The organism is Microbacterium sp. X-17, assembly GCF_039615055.1.
Genome location: NZ_JBDHNI010000002.1, coordinates 568198 through 585064, shown reverse-complemented (window position 1 = coordinate 585064; position 16867 = coordinate 568198). Strand labels below are relative to the sequence as shown.

At 69.5% G+C, this 16867-nt stretch carries 18 protein-coding genes; 15 read left to right on the top strand and 3 right to left on the bottom strand.

All coding sequences use genetic code 11. The features are described 5' to 3' along the window. The first annotated feature begins 8 nt into the window (after positions 1-8). The 10 genes from ABCS02_RS11245 (at position 9) to ABCS02_RS11200 (ending at position 9557) form a co-directional block, all read left to right on the top strand. A complete protein-coding gene (locus ABCS02_RS11245; protein ID WP_345835723.1) occupies positions 9-932 on the top strand; it encodes a flavin reductase in 924 nt (307 codons plus the stop codon). A gap of 42 nt (positions 933-974) precedes the next feature. Beyond that, entirely contained in the window at positions 975-1502 is a 528-nt protein-coding gene (locus ABCS02_RS11240; RefSeq protein ID WP_345835722.1) for a hypothetical protein, read from the top strand. 46 nt (positions 1503-1548) lie between these two features. Next, positions 1549-1956: a cupin domain-containing protein gene (locus ABCS02_RS11235; RefSeq protein WP_345835721.1), complete on the top strand. Its 408-nt coding sequence runs from the start codon at positions 1549-1551 to the stop codon at positions 1954-1956. A 165-nt stretch (positions 1957-2121) separates the two neighbouring features. Next, complete coding sequence (locus tag ABCS02_RS11230; RefSeq protein ID WP_345835720.1) at positions 2122-3174, top strand: LLM class flavin-dependent oxidoreductase; 1053 nt, start codon at positions 2122-2124, stop codon at positions 3172-3174. Then, positions 3171-4817 (top strand): amidohydrolase family protein, encoded by a 1647-nt coding sequence (locus ABCS02_RS11225; RefSeq protein WP_345835719.1) that lies wholly within the window; start codon positions 3171-3173, stop codon positions 4815-4817. The genes ABCS02_RS11230 and ABCS02_RS11225 overlap by 4 nt, the downstream gene beginning before the upstream one ends. 37 nt (positions 4818-4854) lie before the next feature. Further along, complete coding sequence (locus ABCS02_RS11220; protein ID WP_345835718.1) at positions 4855-6444, top strand: PucR family transcriptional regulator ligand-binding domain-containing protein; 1590 nt, start codon at positions 4855-4857, stop codon at positions 6442-6444. A gap of 78 nt (positions 6445-6522) precedes the next feature. After that, complete coding sequence (locus ABCS02_RS11215; protein ID WP_345835717.1) at positions 6523-7650, top strand: amidohydrolase family protein; 1128 nt, start codon at positions 6523-6525, stop codon at positions 7648-7650. Between the two features lie 2 nt (positions 7651-7652). Beyond that, the gene (locus ABCS02_RS11210) at positions 7653-8063 is read left to right on the top strand and encodes an iron-sulfur cluster assembly protein (RefSeq protein ID WP_345835716.1); all 411 of its coding nucleotides are present in this window, start codon (positions 7653-7655) and stop codon (positions 8061-8063) included. Then, positions 8063-9109: a zinc-binding dehydrogenase gene (locus ABCS02_RS11205; RefSeq protein ID WP_345835715.1), complete on the top strand. Its 1047-nt coding sequence runs from the start codon at positions 8063-8065 to the stop codon at positions 9107-9109. Before ABCS02_RS11210 ends, ABCS02_RS11205 begins: the two co-directional genes overlap by 1 nt. A 25-nt stretch (positions 9110-9134) precedes the next feature. Then, positions 9135-9557, top strand: a complete 423-nt coding sequence (locus tag ABCS02_RS11200) for a Rid family hydrolase (protein ID WP_345835714.1) — start codon at positions 9135-9137, stop codon at positions 9555-9557. Between the two features lie 6 nt (positions 9558-9563). On the opposite strand, the gene ABCS02_RS11195 is transcribed toward ABCS02_RS11200, so the two are convergent. Continuing rightward, the gene (locus ABCS02_RS11195) at positions 9564-10028 is read right to left on the bottom strand and encodes a nuclear transport factor 2 family protein (RefSeq protein WP_345835713.1); all 465 of its coding nucleotides are present in this window, start codon (positions 10026-10028) and stop codon (positions 9564-9566) included. 138 nt (positions 10029-10166) lie between these two features. On the opposite strand from ABCS02_RS11195, the gene ABCS02_RS11190 reads away from it, so the two are divergent. Continuing rightward, entirely contained in the window at positions 10167-11207 is a 1041-nt protein-coding gene (locus tag ABCS02_RS11190) for a beta-propeller fold lactonase family protein (protein WP_345835712.1), read from the top strand. A gap of 174 nt (positions 11208-11381) precedes the next feature. On the opposite strand, the gene ABCS02_RS11185 is transcribed toward ABCS02_RS11190, so the two are convergent. Beyond that, a complete protein-coding gene (locus ABCS02_RS11185; RefSeq protein ID WP_345835711.1) occupies positions 11382-11777 on the bottom strand; it encodes an iron-sulfur cluster assembly protein in 396 nt (131 codons plus the stop codon). Then, positions 11777-12901, bottom strand: a complete 1125-nt coding sequence (locus ABCS02_RS11180) for an amidohydrolase family protein (protein WP_345835710.1) — start codon at positions 12899-12901, stop codon at positions 11777-11779. Before ABCS02_RS11180 ends, ABCS02_RS11185 begins: the two co-directional genes overlap by 1 nt. 146 nt (positions 12902-13047) lie before the next feature. On the opposite strand from ABCS02_RS11180, the gene ABCS02_RS11175 reads away from it, so the two are divergent. The 4 genes from ABCS02_RS11175 to ABCS02_RS11160 all read left to right on the top strand — a co-directional run bounded on the left by ABCS02_RS11175 (position 13048) and on the right by ABCS02_RS11160 (position 16835). Continuing rightward, the gene (locus ABCS02_RS11175) at positions 13048-13467 is read left to right on the top strand and encodes a cupin domain-containing protein (RefSeq protein WP_345835709.1); all 420 of its coding nucleotides are present in this window, start codon (positions 13048-13050) and stop codon (positions 13465-13467) included. A 180-nt stretch (positions 13468-13647) separates the two neighbouring features. Beyond that, positions 13648-15096, top strand: a complete 1449-nt coding sequence (locus ABCS02_RS11170) for an FAD-binding oxidoreductase (protein WP_345835708.1) — start codon at positions 13648-13650, stop codon at positions 15094-15096. Between the two features lie 18 nt (positions 15097-15114). After that, positions 15115-15441: a hypothetical protein gene (locus ABCS02_RS11165; protein ID WP_345835707.1), complete on the top strand. Its 327-nt coding sequence runs from the start codon at positions 15115-15117 to the stop codon at positions 15439-15441. Next, positions 15438-16835, top strand: coding sequence for an FAD-binding oxidoreductase (locus tag ABCS02_RS11160; RefSeq protein ID WP_345835706.1), 1398 nt, complete (start codon positions 15438-15440; stop codon positions 16833-16835). Before ABCS02_RS11165 ends, ABCS02_RS11160 begins: the two co-directional genes overlap by 4 nt. Positions 16836-16867: the final 32 nt, after the last annotated feature.

Sequence of the window (16867 nt, the reverse complement as noted above, 5' to 3'; positions counted from 1 at the left end):
GCGGCTGCATGAGCACCGCACAGGACCGGTATCTCGACGCGTACCAGCGGGCATGGAACACCGGTGATCTCGATGCGCTCGACGGCGTCCTGTCGGACGCGTACCGTCGCCGCAGCAACTCGGGCGCCGAGTCCACGCTGGCCGAGCTGAAGGACTCCATCGCGGCGACCCGCGGGGCGTTCCCCGACCTCAGCACGGTCCTGGAGGACGTCGTCCGCGAGGAGGACCGCCTGGTCATCAGCTGGCGGAGCACGGGCACGCACCGGGGCGAGTTCCTCGGCGTGCCGGCCACCGGCCGCCCGGTGGAGGTGTCGGGCATCTCCATCGTGCGCTTCGAGGGCGACCAGGTCGTCGAGGAGCGCGCGTCGTGGAGCCCCGTCGAGCTGCTGCGCGCGGTCGGGTACTCGTCGCTGGGCGCGTCCGCCGCGGCGGATCTCGCGGGCAGCGTCGAGCTCTCCGAGGCGGTCCGCTCCGTGCACCGCAAGTTCGTCACCGGCGTGACCGTGGTCACGACGATCGCCGACGGCGAGCCGAAGGGTCTCGCGCTGAACGCGTTCGTGAGCGTCTCGCTGAACCCGCCGCTGATCCTGGTGTGCGTCGCGACCACGTCGTCGACGCACAGTGCGCTGACGGATGCCGAGCACCTGGCGGTCAACATCCTCGCGAGCGATCAGGTCGCGGTCGCCTCGGCGTTCGCCAAGTCCGGCGGGGACAAGTTCCACGACCTCGGCTGGGCGCCCGGCGTCACCGGAGTGCCCGTGCTGGACGGCGTGGCCGGCGTCTTCGAGGCGCGCATCCACGAGCGCGTCCACGCCTCTACCCACACGATGTTCATCGCCGAGGTGGTGGCGGCCCGCGCCAGCGAGCAGGAGCCCCTCGTGTACAAGGGCGGCGTCATGTTCGACTCCTCCGCCCTCGTGCGGGTGAGCTGACCCCGTCCGTCTGCCCCGACCGCCTCCCGAGGAGCAAACCCCATGACACGTTCGTCCCTTCTCACCCCTGAGCTGTGCGCTGCGGCCTTCGAGCTCGTGCGTCCGGCGATCGAGCAGCACTTCGCCCCCGACGGCCTGTTCGAGTCGTCGTTCGGCGAGCTCGTCGTGCTCGACCCGACGCGCGAGTACGGTCCCGAGTACGCCGGCGGCTCGGAGGACCCCGCGTTCGTCCGCGACGTCGTGCTGTGGAGCCACTCGTTCGGCGAGCGCTCCGAGTGGCCGTTCGAGTACGACGTGGTCGCCCGGGCCAAGGCCTACATGTCCTTCAAGTACCGGCTGCCGTCCCAGACGATCGTCCGTGACCTGCCGTACCTGCTGGAATCGGGCATGACGAAGTTCGGCGGCAGTGCGATCGACGCCTCCGGGCGGCTCGTGATCGCGTGTGGCGGCGCCGAGCAGTCCCACTTCGACACGTATGTCTGCGACCTGCTGCTCGGCGCGATCCGCGCGCTGTCGATCTCCGCCCAGGCGGAGGTCGACGCCCAGGAGGACGAGCTCTGGATGCCGTGACCCTCCCGGGGGATCCGGACGTCGCGAGCGAGAGAACGAGGAGACCATGAAGATCATCCGCAGCGGCGAACGACCCACCGAGGTGGCTCCGCCGACCTGGTTCACCGGCGACGTGAGCTGGGACCCGGTGCACGCCTTCCCGCCGGAGGCGAAGCTCGAGGCTGTCATCGTCCACTTCGCGCCCGGCGCGCGCACGGCGTGGCACACGCACGAGCTCGGGCAGTCGATCTGGGTCACCGAGGGCGAGGGCCTGTGCCAGCGCGACGGTCAGCCGATCCAGGTCATCCGGCCGGGCGACTGCGTCTACTTCGAGCCCGGGGAGCGGCACTGGCACGGTGCTGCGCCGAATCGGCTGATGGTGCACATGGCCATCAAGCCGACCGACGCGGAGGGCGTCTCCTTCGAACTCGACGACCTCGTCACGGACGAGGAGTACCACGGGCCGCGCGCCTGAACCCCGGCCGTACGCCTGTCCAACGCGCGTCGGATACGCACATACCGATGTCCAATGCGCACCCGAGGACCGTCATCTAGCGTCGTGCCAGTCGTCTCGACGACCGTGCGATCCTCGCATCCGGCAACACCCGGTCGAACCGAACACTCACAAAGGAATCCGACCATGGACTTCTCGATCTTCTTCTCCTCGCAGCGCATCCACGAGCCCGAGGCCTACTCGCGCTCCGTCCTCGACGAGAAGCGGGAAGAGGCCGTCCTCGCCGACCGGCTCGGCTACAAGCGCATCTGGGTGCCCGAGCACCACCTGATCCACTTCATGCAGACCCCCAATGCGCTCATGTTCGCCCAGCACGTCGGCCACGACCTCGACATCCGCATCGGCACGATGGCGATCCTGCTCACCACGCGCCACCCCCTCATCTCCGCCGCCGAGATCGCGATGGCGGACAACTCGCTGCACGGCCGCCTGGACGTCGGCGTCGGCCGCGGTGCGTACGAGTACGAGTTCGAGAAGCTCGGCGTGCCGTACACCGAGAACAAGGCGCGCTTTGCCGAGGCGCTCGAGGTGCTCGAGCAGATCTGGGCGGACCCCAACTACCAGACCTCGTACCACGGCACGTACTACGACTTCGACAACGCCGCGGTCTGGCCGCACCCTACGCAGACGCCGAACCCGCCGTTCTGGATGACGGCGATGACCCCGCCCACGATCGAGTGGGCGGCCGCGCGCGGCTACAACGTGTCGAACTGGCCGTTCATCCGCCCGATGTCGGCCGTCGAGGAGACCGCTGCCACGTTCCACCGCGGCCGCGCCACGCGGCCCGACGGCGGTGTCGACCAGCAGCTCACGATCCTCCGCGGCGTGGCGCCGAGCCACGACGAGGCCGCGATCGAGAAGCGCATCGACGAGGCACTGATCAACCACCGCATCAACCAGCGCCTGCACTACTTCACCCAGACGGCCGACCCGCGCGGCTACGTGGCGCCCGAGCCTCTCGAGAAGGAGCCGACGCGCGCCGAGGTGCGGGAGAACCTCATCTTCGGTACGCCGGAGGAGTGCATCCGCAAGGTGCAGGCGTACGCCGACCTGGGCGTCACCGAGCTCATGCTCATGTTCGACTTCGGCCCGACGCACGAAGAGGTCATGGCGGGCATGGAGCTGTTCGCCAAGGAGGTCATGGTCCCCTTCAACCAGAAGGTCGAGGTGCTCGTATGAGCCCCGCGACCACGACGGTCACCGGGGTCCGCGGGGACATCCGCACGATCGACCGGGCGGGCTCGACGGCCCGCGGGGTGAGCATCGCGGACGGTCGCATCGCCGGCCTGGGCGACGTCCCGAAGGGCGGCGTGCTCGATTTCGGCGACCGGGTGGTCCTGCCCGCGTTCGTCGACCCGCACGCTCACACCGAGGTGTCGTCGCTCGCTCTCTCGACGATGGTCGACTGCCGCGTGCCGCGCTGCCGCACCGTTGCCGACGTGCTCGACGCGCTGCGCGACGGCCTCGTCGGATTCCCGACCGGGCAGGGCTACTGGCTCACGGCGCAGGCGAACCTGTTCTTCAACCAGAAGCTCGCCGACGGCCGCTACCCGACCCGGGATGAGCTCGACTCCGTGTCGAAGACGGTCCCGATCGTCATCCACGCGGGCGGTCACACCTCGCTGCTGAACTCGGCGGCCATCGAGGCCTCCGACCTCGGCCGCTTCGCGGGCAACGCGGCGGGCGCGATGGGCGGCGCGATCGTCGAGCTCGGCTCCGACGGGAAGCCGACCGGGCTCGTCAGCGAGATCGACGCGATGCTGCCGATCGTGGCGCCGCCGTTCGACATGGCCGACGTGCTGCAGACCGGCGTGGCGCAGCTCTTCACGCGGTACGGCGTGAGCGTCGTCGGTGACATCGCCGGCTCGATCGAGGGCGTCCAGGCCTACGCCGGGCTCGTCGCCGACGCACGGATCCCGCAGCGCGTGCTGACGTTCCTGTGCGCGCCCGGCACGGTCCCCTTCGACGACGCGTTCCGCGGCGACGCGAACATCGAGCGTCCGTCCGACCGGTTCGGCGTGGCCGGCGTGAAGGTCTTCGCCGACGGCGGCTTCTCCTCGAAGAACGCCGCGACGTGGGTGGCCTACCGCAAGGAGGTCGCGATCCGTCCGGGTTCGCGCGGTCGCATCAACCTCCCGAGCTCCCGCATCGCCTCGCTCGTGCGCCGCGCCGCGGATGCCGGGCTGGAGCTCGCGGTGCACGGCAACGGCGAGCGCGCGCAGGACGCGATCATCCGCGGTGTCCTCGCGTCCGGTGTGACGAACGGGCCGACGGTGCGCATCGAGCACCTCGGCAACCTGCTCACCCGCCCGGAGGCGGTCGACCGCTGGCTGGAGTCCGGCGTCCTCCCGATGCCGCAGCCCGGGTTCCTCTACAACTTCGGCGACTACTTCCCGGTGTATCTGGGCGAGACGGGCGCGCACGGCCGCTTCCCGTTCCGCAGCCTGACCGAACGCGGCCTCGAGCTCAACGGAAGCTCCGACGTGTACACGGGTGCGGAGGAGCGGCAGACCAATCCGTTCTTCGGCATGCAGTGCTCGATCACGCGCACGAGCTTCACCGGCGCGATCATCGAGCCGGAGGAGGCTATCGACCTCGACACGGCGCTGCGGATGCACACGATCAACGCGGCCCGCGCCCTCGGCCTCGAGAGCGAGTACGGCTCGATCGAGAAGGGCAAGCAGGCCGACCTCATCGTGCTCGACCGCGACCCCTGGAAGACCGATCCGGCGGAGCTGTCCGAGGTCCGGGTCGACCACATGATCGTCGGCGGAGAGCTCGTGTACTCGCGCGAAGGGGCGGCGGCACCGCAGAGCGCGTGAGCGCCGATGCCACCGCAGCCGGGGACATACTAGTCACGTGTCGATCCTGCAGGACCTCCTGAGCCATCCCGAGCTGGGCGCGACTCTCGTCGCCGGCAGCGACGCCCCGGCACCGAGCCGGGAGCCGCGGGCGGTGGCGTTGACGGAGCTCCTGGATCCAACGCCGTGGCTGCGCGGGGGAGAGGTCGTCCTCACGACGGGGATGTCGCTCGTCTCCGCGACCGACGAGGAGCAGGCCGAGTTCGTGCGGCGCCTCGTCAGCATCAACTGCTACGCCCTGGGCTACAGCGGCATCGACGGCAACCCGCCCCCGGCGGCCATCATCGCCGAGGCGAACGCGGTGGGCTTGCCGGTCTTCGCGCTCGACTACGACGTGCCCCTGAGCGAGATCACGATGTTCGTGACCTCGAGGGTCATCGACCACCACTATCAGCGCGTCCGCAGCGGGATCGAGGTGCACCGGCGGATCATGCGCGAGGTTGCACGGAACGTGAGCCTCGGCGCGATCCTCAAGGTGGCCGTCGACGCGGTGCCGGGCATCTCGGTGAGCGTCCTGGACTGGTTCGGCCGCGTGATCGCGCGGCGTGGCGAGGCGGAGGTCACCCTCCCCGACGCCGAGCTCAGCCTGTGCCGGGACTCGCCGACGCTTCCGGGCGTGTACCGGGACCTCGTCCTGGACGGGACGGCGACCCGGGTGTGGACGCTCGCGATCGACGGCGAGGCGGAGGGCTTCTTCGCGTGCACGGGGGTGGACGAGCTCGACGAGATCTCCCTGCTCACGCTCGAGCACGCGATCGCGGGGGCCGTGTTCGTGCTCGCCCGCGAGATGTCCGGACGCCGGCAGCGCCGTGCATCCGCTGCGGACTTCATCATGCGGCTCAAGCGCGGCTCCATGAACCAGAAGCGCTTCCTCGAGCGGCTGGGCGAATCGGGCATGGACACGGATGCACCGCTGACCGCGCTGTGCGTGGTCGCGAGCAACGGCGTCCCGGTGTCCGAGCTGTGCCGGCTGGTGGAGGACCACCTCTCCCCGCAGTCGATCATCGGCACGGACGGGGCCGCCGTCATCGCGGTGGTCACCGACTCGCCCGCGGTTGCGAACGACCTCCACGCAGCCCTGGTCGGCGTCGTCGGCCGGGTGCGCGTGGGGGTCAGCTCGGGTCGCCCCGAGGCGTCCGACCTCGCGTCCAGCATCCGCGAGGCGGAGGCGGCTGCGCGCATGAGCGTCCGCAACTCCGGGGTGTTCGGTCTGGAGGACGTGCCGGTCCCGGCGATGTTCGGCTCCGAGCATCCCGAGCTGCGCAACCTCGTCGTCCAGCGCACGCTCGGACCGCTGCTGCAAGCGGACGCGCGCGAGTCCTCGCAGCTGGTCGAGACGCTCCGCGCCTTCATCGAGCACGGCTGTCGGCCGGGTCCCGCGTCGGCGAGCCTCTTCATCCACCGGCACACGCTGGCATACCGGCTGAGCAAGATCGCGAAGCTCACCGGGCGGGATCCGCGGGCGGGGGAGAACCTGCTCGAGTACTCGCTCGCGCTCGCGCTGTACACCGGACCGGGAAGCGAGACCCCCAGCACTGCGGGGCTGCAGACCGGACCGGCGCATGGCCGAACTTCACCGCTTACGTAGGCCCTTTGGCTAGTGTGCGGTCCTCTCCCGCGGCGGGAGGATGAAAAGGATTCCGCGCCTATCGAGCAGGAGATGTCTGTGACATACAAAGATGTGTTCATCGTCGACTCAGTGATCCACGCCCTCGACAATCGGCGGATCGACTCCGCCAGCACCCCGGAGACCGTCAAGTACGTTCAGCCGGTCGTGGAGGGGGACTACTACTACGAGTACGGCATCATGCCGAAGGAGTACCAGCGGGGCGAGTGGTTCCACTCGCTGCCCGACCCCGAGACGGTGATCTCCGCGGTCTTCCCGGAGAGCTACACCGACATCGGCGTGTTCCACGGCGTGCCGATGCCCGGCATCTTCAAGGGCTACTCGCCGATCGAGATCGGCTACGAGGTCAAGAAGCGGTACCCGAACCGCACGCTCCTCTACGGCCCCATCAGCACGTTCGACGGCCCGTCCGCGACGATCGACGAGATCGACCGTCAGCACGAGGAGTACGGCCTGTCGGGCATCAAGTTCTACCCGACCGACTTCATCGACGGCGAGTTCAAGTCGATGTCGCTGGCCGACAAGGACCAGCTGTACCCCGTGCTGCAGCACATCGAGGACATCGGCATCAAGACGGTCGCCGTCCACAAGGCCGCGCCGCTCGGCGTGACCCCCATGGACCCGTACCGCGTCGGCGACGTCGACTACGCAGCACGCGACTTCCCGAACCTGACGTTCGAGGTCGTGCACGGCGGCATGGCGTTCCTCGACGAGTGCGCCTTCCAGATCGCCCGCTACCCCAACGTGTACATCAACATGGAGTCCACGGCGCACTACGCGCTCAGCCAGAAGCGCAAGTTCGCGCAGATCCTGGGCGAGCTGCTGCTCATGGGCGGCGAGGACAAGATGCTCTTCGCCACCGGCTGCACGTTCACGCACGGCCGTCCGGTCATCGAGGCCTTCATGGAGTTCGAGATGCCCGCGGACATGGTCGCCGGCGGGTACCCCGAGGTCACCGACGAGATCAAGCGCAAGATCGTCGGGCAGAACATGCTCGGCATCCACGGCATCGACCTCGAGGAGCGTCGCGCCCTGATCGGCGACGACGACGTCGAGCAGGAGCGCCGTCAGGGTCTGCGTGCCCCGTGGAGCACCATCACGGGCAGCACGCGCGACCGTGAGATCGCGGTCGAGCCCGAGGCTGAGACGATCACGCTCGCGGTGTGATCATGACGGGCTTGGACGAGTCGCGCCGGGCCGAGGTTCTCGACGCGATCAACGAGATCAAGGATCCGTGCAGTGTGGCGGCGTCCGTCGCCACGGGCCTGGCCGACATGGGCCTCGTGAAGAGCGTCGAGATCGCCGAAGACGGCCGCGTCGGCGTTCAGCTCATGACGACCGCCCCGCACTGCATGTACGTGGGGCACTTCACCCTGTACGTGACCGAGCAGGTCGAGCGGCTTCCGTGGGTGACCGGCGTCGACGTGACGTTCGACCACGTCCTCGCGTGGGACGAGTCGCGGATGGCGGAGCACGCGCGCGAGCTCATGCACACGAAACACCGCAAGCGCCTGCCGCTCGTGTTCGACTCGGTGCCGGGCGGTGCCGCAGCAATGGATGTCCCCGGGAAGGACGAATGATGAGAGCAATCCTCCACCACGCGCTGGGCGGGCCGGTCACGATCGGCGAGATCGAGGAGCCGATCCCCGGCCCGCGTGACGTGATAGTCCGGCCCAAGGCGGTGCAGATCGGCACCGACTCGACCCGGACTATGGTGGTCGGATCGCCGCGGGTGAAGCCCGAGGACTGGATCTTCCCGCACGTCTCCGGTCGTCGGGCCGCGGGGATCGTCGAGGCCGTCGGCTCGGAGGTGACCCGCGTCGCCGTCGGCGACCGCGTGATCACGAAGAGCCCCATCACGTGCGGCGTGTGCGAGTGGTGCCAGCGCGGGCAGAGCAACATGTGCCCGCACAACACCCTCTACGCCAACGACCCGGGCTCGCGCGGGGCGCTCGCCGAGCTGACGTCGCTGCCCGAGTCGTCGGTCGTGCGGCTGGACGACGGCATCTCCTTCGTGGAGGCGACGCTCCTCCCCGACGTCGCGCTCATGGTGCACACGTACCAGCGGGCCCAGGTGATCCCGGGCTTCACGACCGTGATCTACGGTGTCGGCCGCGTTGGACTGTGCGCCGTGCTCGCTGCGAAGGCGTTCGGGGCGTCCCGCATCGTCGCGATCGACACGCGCCAGCAGTCGCTCGACATCGCCACGCGGCTGGGAGCGACCGACACGATCCTCGCCGGGGCGGGCGACACCGTCGCGTCCCTGTTCGAGCTGCTCCCCGAGGGGGCCGAGGTCGTCCTCGAGCTCGCCGGTCACCCCAGCGCGATCGGGCAGGCCTTCTCGTCCGCGTCGCACCGTGGCCGGATCATGGTGCTGTCGGGCCTGAAGAGCATCAACCTGGAGGTGCCGGACTGGTTCGCCGCCGTCGTCGAGCGCGAGGTCGACATCCGCGGCATCTACGGCCTGGTGAACGACGACTACCTCAACACGATGCGGATGGTCGGCGCGGGACTCATCGACCTGAGCGCTCAGAAGATCGTGGAGTACGCCTTCGACGACTTCCAGGCCGCCTTCGACGCGGCGGGGTCGCCCGGCGACACCGATCTCCACGTCGTCGTCTCCTGACGACCCAGCGATGCAGGAGGCATCCATGACCGTTCCGCAGTTCTTCGACCCTGCCCCCGGCGGGGGCGGCAGCAACCTCGGCCGCGCCTACTACTACTCGCACGCGGTGCGGGTGGGCAATCTGATCCAGACGGCGGGACAGGGCGGGTACTCGGACCCGGACGGCACGACGTTCCCCGAGGCGCTGGAAGACGAGATCGCCCAGTGCTTCCAGAACATCGAGGCCGTGCTGAACGCGGCCGGCTCCAGCTGGCGGGACGTCATCGGCATCCGCGCGTTCCACGGCGGCCCGGAGGGTTTCACCGCCGAGGCCGACGAGATCGTGGGCACGCTGCTGCGGAAGTGGGTGCCCGATCACCGTCCCACGTGGACGGGGATCGGTGTGCAGCTGGCCGGCCGGATGCGGATCGAGATCGAGGTCGTCGCGGTCGTCCCCGACGAGGCCTGACCGGGGTCAGATCGTCGGCAGCGCCGGGATCGGGTCGCCGCGGTGGTGCTCCTGCAGCGTGACGGTGTAGCTGACACGGTGCTCGATCCGCCACCCGGCGGCGGTCCGGCGGTATCGCACGTCGTAGTAGCCGTGGTACAGCAGGGCGCTCGTCGCGCCCGGCTCATTCTCCATGACGACGGAGATCGACGGCACCCGTCCGACCGCCGTGTCGCCCTCCACGGTGAGGATCGGCAGGCCGAGTGCGTGCAGGGTGCTGCCGGCGTGCTCGATGCACATGCGCTCGAGTTCGGCCTGACCGGTCGCGAGGGGCTCCCCCGGGCTGCGGCGGAAGAAGCCTCCCTGGTAGGAGCCGTCCTCGGTGAACAGGGCGGCCCAGTCGGCGGCCTGACGGGCGTCGAAGAGAGCGGAATAGCGGGCCTCGAGCTGCATCAGCTCGACCACATCGGCGTGGTTCTGGGTGAACTCCATGGTCGTCCAGTCAACGCCGGATCGTGCCCGGCGGCCGTCGACACGAAGCCAAAGGATGCCGTGAGATTTCGTCGTGTGGCCATGTCTGGGCCCGCACGCGCTCGCTAGAGTCGCGGCCATGTCGTGCGGGGCGGAATCATGACCGGCTACGTCGTCGGTTCGTATCAGGCGGTCGACGGACTGGTCCGGCTCGAGGGGGACGCCGTGACGGCGCGCGTCGACATCCCGACGCCGACGTGGGTGCTGGCGCATCCCACGCTCCCCGTCGTGTACGCGGTGTCCGAGGGGGTCGACCAGTCGCTGCACACGGTCTCGACCGCCGGCGGCGAGCTGCGGCGGGTCGCGTCGGCGCCCACCGGCGGCGACGAGGGCTGCCACGTGGCGTTCGATCCGTCCGGCCGCTACCTCGTGGTCTCGTACTACGGCACGGGCACGCTCACGACGCACGCGATCGGCGACGACGGCGTCGCCACGGCGCCGGTGGACACGTGGATGCTGCCCGGTGTGGAGGCCGCGTACCTCACGGGCGACCCGGCGCGCCTCGTGCCGATCGACCGCGCGTGGTACGCGAGCGGGCCGCCCGAGGGCCCGCTCGGTCTCGGGTCGCGCGCGCATCAGGCCGTGGTCGACGGCGACGAGATGCTCGTCGCCGACCTGGGCGCGGACATGGTCCATCGCGTGCGCATCGGCGAGGACGGCGCGATCGCGGTCGCGGCGCCGCCGATCCTGCTGCCGGTGGGCAGCGGGCCGCGACACCTCGTGGTCGTCGGCGACGCCCTGGTCGTCGACTGCGAGGTCAGCGGCGACCTGTGGACGACGCGCCGTTCGGGCGACGGCTGGGCGGCGGACGGCACGAGCGTTCGCGCCGCGGGCGGCGGGGTCGAGACGCATCCCTCGGACCTGTTCGCCGACGGCGACCTCGTGTACGTGGGCAACCGTGGCCCGAGCACGATCGGCGTCTTCCGGGTCACGCCCGAGGGCATCGCGGCGGTCGCGGAGATCCCCTCCGGCGGCGACCGCCCCCGGATGATCACGTCCCTCGACGGGCAGCTGTGGATCGCGAACCAGGGCAGTGGCGAGATCGCCGTGGTCGATCGGGTTGCGCCCGACGACTACCGCCTCGCCCGCAAGATCCCCGGACTCGCCTCGCCGACCTGCATCGTCCGCGCCCGCGACTGACCCGCGCTTCCCTCCCCGCCCGAGCCCTGCCCCGCGCGTCGGCCCCCTGCCCGCCGCCCCCGCTCTCCGCGAGACTGGACGTGCTCTCCGAGACATCGGGCGTAGCCCGCAGTTTGGGAGTGCAGATGCAGTCTCGCGGCGAAGGGCGCGCGGGCGCGGGCGGGGGCGGCGGGGTCAGCGGGGCGGGGGAGGGGTGGGGTGCAGGGTGAGCGCGCGGCGACGGGCGCTCACGCGGGCGCTCATCGCCTCCCGCGCGGCGGGCAGCATCATCGACTCGTCCCAGACGTCGGACTGCGCGACGTGCACCGTCACCTCGGCCACGCCGGCGACGCCGCGGACACGGTCCTCGACCATCTCGCGGAAGTGGCCGACGTAGAGGCACCGGGGAGCCGTGGTCACGATCTCGACCGCGACGGATCCGTGGTCGATCCGCACGTCCTGCACGAGGCCGAGGTCGACCAGGCCCACGGGCAGCGACACCGCCGCGCTGCACGGATCGACGATCGTGTTGATCGCCGCGAGCACAGCGGACTCCACCACGGGCTCCGGTACGGACTCGGCGTCGACCATCAGAACGAGCTCCTCGACTTGATGAGCATCGCCTCTTCGTACACCTCCGGCGCGGAGGGTGCGGGGACGGGCGTGCCGCTCCACGGGGCGGCGAGACCGTGCGCGCGCTTCTCGATCTCGATGTCGTCGTTCTCGGTGAGCCGCTTGCGCTCGGCGATGTCGATGCCGTGCAGTCGTGCGTAGTTCAGGCCGAGGATCTTCTCCTTGATCGTGTCCGTGAACTCCGGGTACCCCTCGTCGACCATCGACGCCGGCATCTCGAAGTCCACGAGCGCCTCGATGATCGGCTGCGGGTGCGCCCACGACGCGCCCGACGAGTACAGCATCCGGTCCTCGGCGCCGGCGAGGAGCAGCTCGCCCATGATGCGCGCGAACTTGCGCGGGTGGTTCATCGCGTACATCGCGGTGACCTCGAGGTTCGCCCACACGTTCTTGAAGCGCGACACCTGCCACACGTGGTCCTCCAGGAACGCGTTCCCCGTGTGCACGACCTCGAACTGGATGTCGGGGAAGTCGCGGGCGGCGTGGTCGACGTCGCCGATCCGGTACGCGTCCGTCGGTGCGATGCCGAGCGGCAGCGACTTGTGCACCGCGATGTGGGTCATCCCGAGGTCGAGGGCGTGCTGCAGGACCGGGTAGACCTCCTGCTCGTCGGCCAGCGACATCGTGCGCGACTTCCCGTCGATCATGTCCCACGGGTAGAACTTGATGCCGTCGACCTTCTCCTGCTCGACGAGCCGGTCGAGCTCGTCGATCGCGGCCTGCACCCCGTAGAACGTGCTCAGCGGGCCATAGACCATCGTCCGCCCGGGGTACTCGTGCTTCATCGCCTGTCCGACCGAGAGCGGCGAGTAGTCGTCGAAGACGCCGTACATCGGGACGGCGTGATAGACCGCCATGTCGGTCGCGCTCTCCCGGTACACGAGCGAGAGGAGACCGTCCTTCGGGAACTTCTGGTAGAACCGCTGCTCGTCGATCACGTAGTCTGCGGGGAGCATGTCGAACTGCGACGCCCGGTCCTGGAAGATCACCTCCGCCGCGAACTTGCTGTGGACGATCTGCTCATAGCTGTTGTCGATCGCGTGGACGACCGCGTCGATCACGAACATGTCCTTGATTGCCATGGCGGAACCTCTTCGTTCGGGCGCTCGGATGCGTCGAGCATGTCCACGCACGACGAATCCGCACAATCACGGTTTGTCCAAACCGGTATGCGGAAGTTGGACACGCGGTGTTGGGTGGGTGCCGGGGTGCGCGGGAGACTCGTGGCATGCGCGTCGTCACCAGCAGCCGGCCCACTCACGTCGGGGGACCCGAGTGGTTCACCGGATACGTCTACTGGGACGACATCGACGCCTTCCCGCCGGGATCCGGCATGGAGATGGTCAACGTGCACTTCGCTCCGGGTTCCCGCTCGACCTGGCACTCGCACCCGAACGGTCAGGTGATCCACGTCACCGAGGGCGTCGGGCTCTGCCAGCGCGAGGGCGGGCCGGTCGTGGAGATCCGCCCCGGGGAGAGCGTGTTCTTCGAGCCCGGCGAGAACCACTGGCACGGCGCGGCCCCGGACCGGATCATGGTGCACCTCGCGTTCCGGACCGCCGACGAGGACGGCCGGATGTACACGCTGGGTCCGCACGTCACCGACGAGGAGTACCTGGCGCCCGCGGTGCGTCCCGACGAGGTCTGACCTCCCCCGCGGGGGCCGACTCGACGTTCGGCCACGTTCCCCCGCACACTTTTCTTCGAGTGGCCATGTGCGGGTCCGATCATCGAGACCAAGCTGGCGGTCAAGCGGTCACAACAGCGCGACCGCGGGAGCCCGGGAGCAACGTCCGCTCACCCGCTCTCCATCCCGACGGGAGCACCAGTGGTTACTGAAGCCGTAAACGAGTCGACCCTGACCGAAGCCGACTGGGAGGCGTTCGCGGCGAAGCTGCGGCCGACCAAGCACTTCCACGGTCTGGGCGCCGGTGTCACGCGTCCCGGCGCGCGCCTGATCCGGAAGGGCGACCCGGACTACGACACGGCCCGGCAGGTGTGGAACGCGATGCACCAGCGCTTCCCGCTGGCCATCGTCGAGGTCGCCGGCGTCTCCGACGTCATCGCCACCGTGAACTTCGCGCGCGAGCACGGACTGCCGATCACCCCCCGCTGCGGCGGCCACAGCATCCCGGGTCTGTCGACGATCGACGACGGCATCATCGTGGACCTGGCGAACCTCCGCGCCGTCCAGATCGACCCGGTGCGCAAGACCGCCCGCGTCGAGGGTGGCGCGCTGCTCGGCGAGCTCGACCACGAGTCCGAGGTGTTCGGCCTCGCCACGGTCGGCGGCCAGATCTCCAACACGGGCGTCGCCGGCCTGACCCTCAACGGCGGATGGGGCTGGCTCGCCCGCCGCTTCGGCTACACGGTCGACAACATGCTCTCCGCGCAGGTCGTCACCGCCGACGGGCGTCTGCTGAATGCCTCGAAGGACGAGAACCCCGACCTGTTCTGGGGCATCCGCGGCGGCGGCGGGAACTTCGGGATCGTGACCCTGTTTGAGTTCCAACTCCATGAGGTCGGCCCGCTCGTCTACGGCGGCCAGATCAGCTGGCCGATCGAGAAGGCCCTCGACTTCCTCAAGTTCTACCGCGAGTGGGGTCCGCGTCAGGTCGAGGAGCTGACCACCGAAGTGATCGCCTGGCACACCGAGACCGAGGACGGAAGCCTGAGCGACGAGGCGGTCATCTCGCTGTCCCTGTGCTTCAGCGGCGCCCCCGACAAGCTCGACGAGGCCCTCGCCGAGGTCCGCGCCTTCTCGCCCGACGACATGATCGTCGAGGCCGAGTGGACGCCGTACTCGGTGTTGCAGACGCAGTACGACGAGTTCCTCCGCCACGGCTTCAACACGTACTACAAGTACGGCGTGCTCGACGACATGAGCGACGAGTTCCTCGAGGCCGCGTTCAACGGCTGGCTGACGAAGCCCTCGAAGCACACGTTCATGACCCTCGGGTACTGGGGCGGGGCGATGGCCCGGCCGGCCGAGGACGTGCCGTTCCCGCGCAACCGCGAGCCGTGGCGCGCGGTCACCGAGATCCGCTGGGAAGAGGACTCTGAGCGCGACGAGAACGTGCAGTGGGCCCACGACTACTGGGACAGCATCGAGGGCTACTTCTCGACGAAGAACCAGTACCTCAACTTCACCGGCGACGTCGGCGAGGAGATGGTGCGCGACGCGTACGGTCGCAGCGTCTACGAGCGTCTCCGTGAGGTGAAGCGGAAGTACGACCCGGAGAACCTGTTCTCCAGCAACCAGAACATCGTCCCCTGACCCCGGGCAGGCGCGAGTATGGCACTGCAGCTGCGACGGTACGAGTTCACGGGCGACAACCTCGAGCGCTGGCTCCCGAAATGGCATTCGGAGGTCGTTCCGTTCCGCGAGAAGTGGGGCTACCGGATCGTCTTCGGCTATGTAGACCGGGAGCGGAACGAGTTCGTCTGGATGGTCGAGTATCCCGGCACTCCGGAGGAGTTCGAGGCGCACGACACCGAGTACCTCGAGTCGCAGGACTGGGCGGACACGCTCGAGCGCTACGTGCCGCTGATCGAGCGGTGGACGACCGGCATCGTCGAGCAGGAGTGGCCCCTCGCCGACGCGACGGGCGGGCTCCGATGACCGATCCGGTGAGCGCGGGATTCGAGCGCGGCTTCCAAGGCGAGGTGCTCCTCGCCGGCGACGACGGTTACGAGACGAGGCGCTGGGCGGTCAATCGGCGGTTCGACCACCGGCCGGCGGTCATCGCGCGCTGTCTCGGCGTCTCCGACGTGGTGCAGGCCGTGCGGGTCGCGCGCGACCGCGGGCTGGAGATCGCGGTGCGCGGCGGGGGACATCACGCCGGCGGCCTCAGCACGACCGATGGACTGCTGATCGACCTCTCCCTCATGCGCGGCACGCGCGTCTCCGAGGCGACCCGCACCCTGTGGCTCCAGGGCGGAGCGCTCATGGGCGATGTGCAGCTGGAGGCCACGCGGGTGGGTCTGGGCGCGGTGATCGGGGTCAGCTCGATGCCGGGGGCCGGCGTCATCCTCGGCGGCGGTCTCGGATACCTCGCGCCCCGCTACGGCTGGGGCTGCGACAACATCCTGGAGGCCGAGCTCGTGACCGCGGACGGCGAGGTCGTGATCGCGAGCGCCGACGAGAACGCCGACCTGTTCCGCGGCGTCAAGGGGGCGGCCGCGAACTTCGGTGTGGTCACGTCGCTGCGGATCGCGACGTATCCGGTCCCGCCCGTGGTGCTGTCGGGCGACATGCTGTGGAACGGCCCCGAGAACGCGGCGCGCGCGATGCGGTGGCTCCGCGACTTCCAGCAGGTCTGCTCGGAGGACCTCGCGTTCTATCCCGGTGTGCAACGCACTCAGGCGAGCGACTGGATCCCGGCGGAGTATGCCGGGCCTGTGGGGCTCACGATGATGCTGTGCCACGGTGGCTCGCCCGAGACGGCCGAGGCCGAGATCGCGGAGATCCGTCGGGCGATTCCGCCGGACGTCGACACGGTCGGGCCCCTCACCTTCCGCGCCGTCCACCTGGCGAAGGACGCCGCGTTCGACGACCGGGCGCCGCTCACCGCGGAGGACGACGAGGTGGTCAGCGAGCTCACCGACGAGGTGATCGACCTGCTCGTGGGCGACGCGGGTCTCGCCGACCCGGACGCCGCCGGCGATCGGACCGCGCAGTTCTACCCCGAGAACCGGGCCATCGCGCAGGTGTCGCCGGAAGACGGCGCGCTCGGGCTGCGCGGCCCGCGGCAGTGGGGCATCCACACGGCGTCGTACTACTCGAGCCCCGACGACACGCGCGTGGAGCAGGGCTGGTCGTCGGGACTGTGCGCCGCGGTGCGACGCACCTCGGTGGGGACTGGCAGCTCGGGCAGCGCCAACTGGGTGAGCGAGTACACCGAGGAGCGGGCCCGCGGCACGTATGCCGGCACGTACGACGTCCTCGCGGACCTCAAGAAGAGGTGGGATCCGCAGAACGTGTTCCACCGCAATGCGAATGTCCTGCCGGCGTGACGCCGGCGTGAGGAGTCGGTGACCCCGCCTCC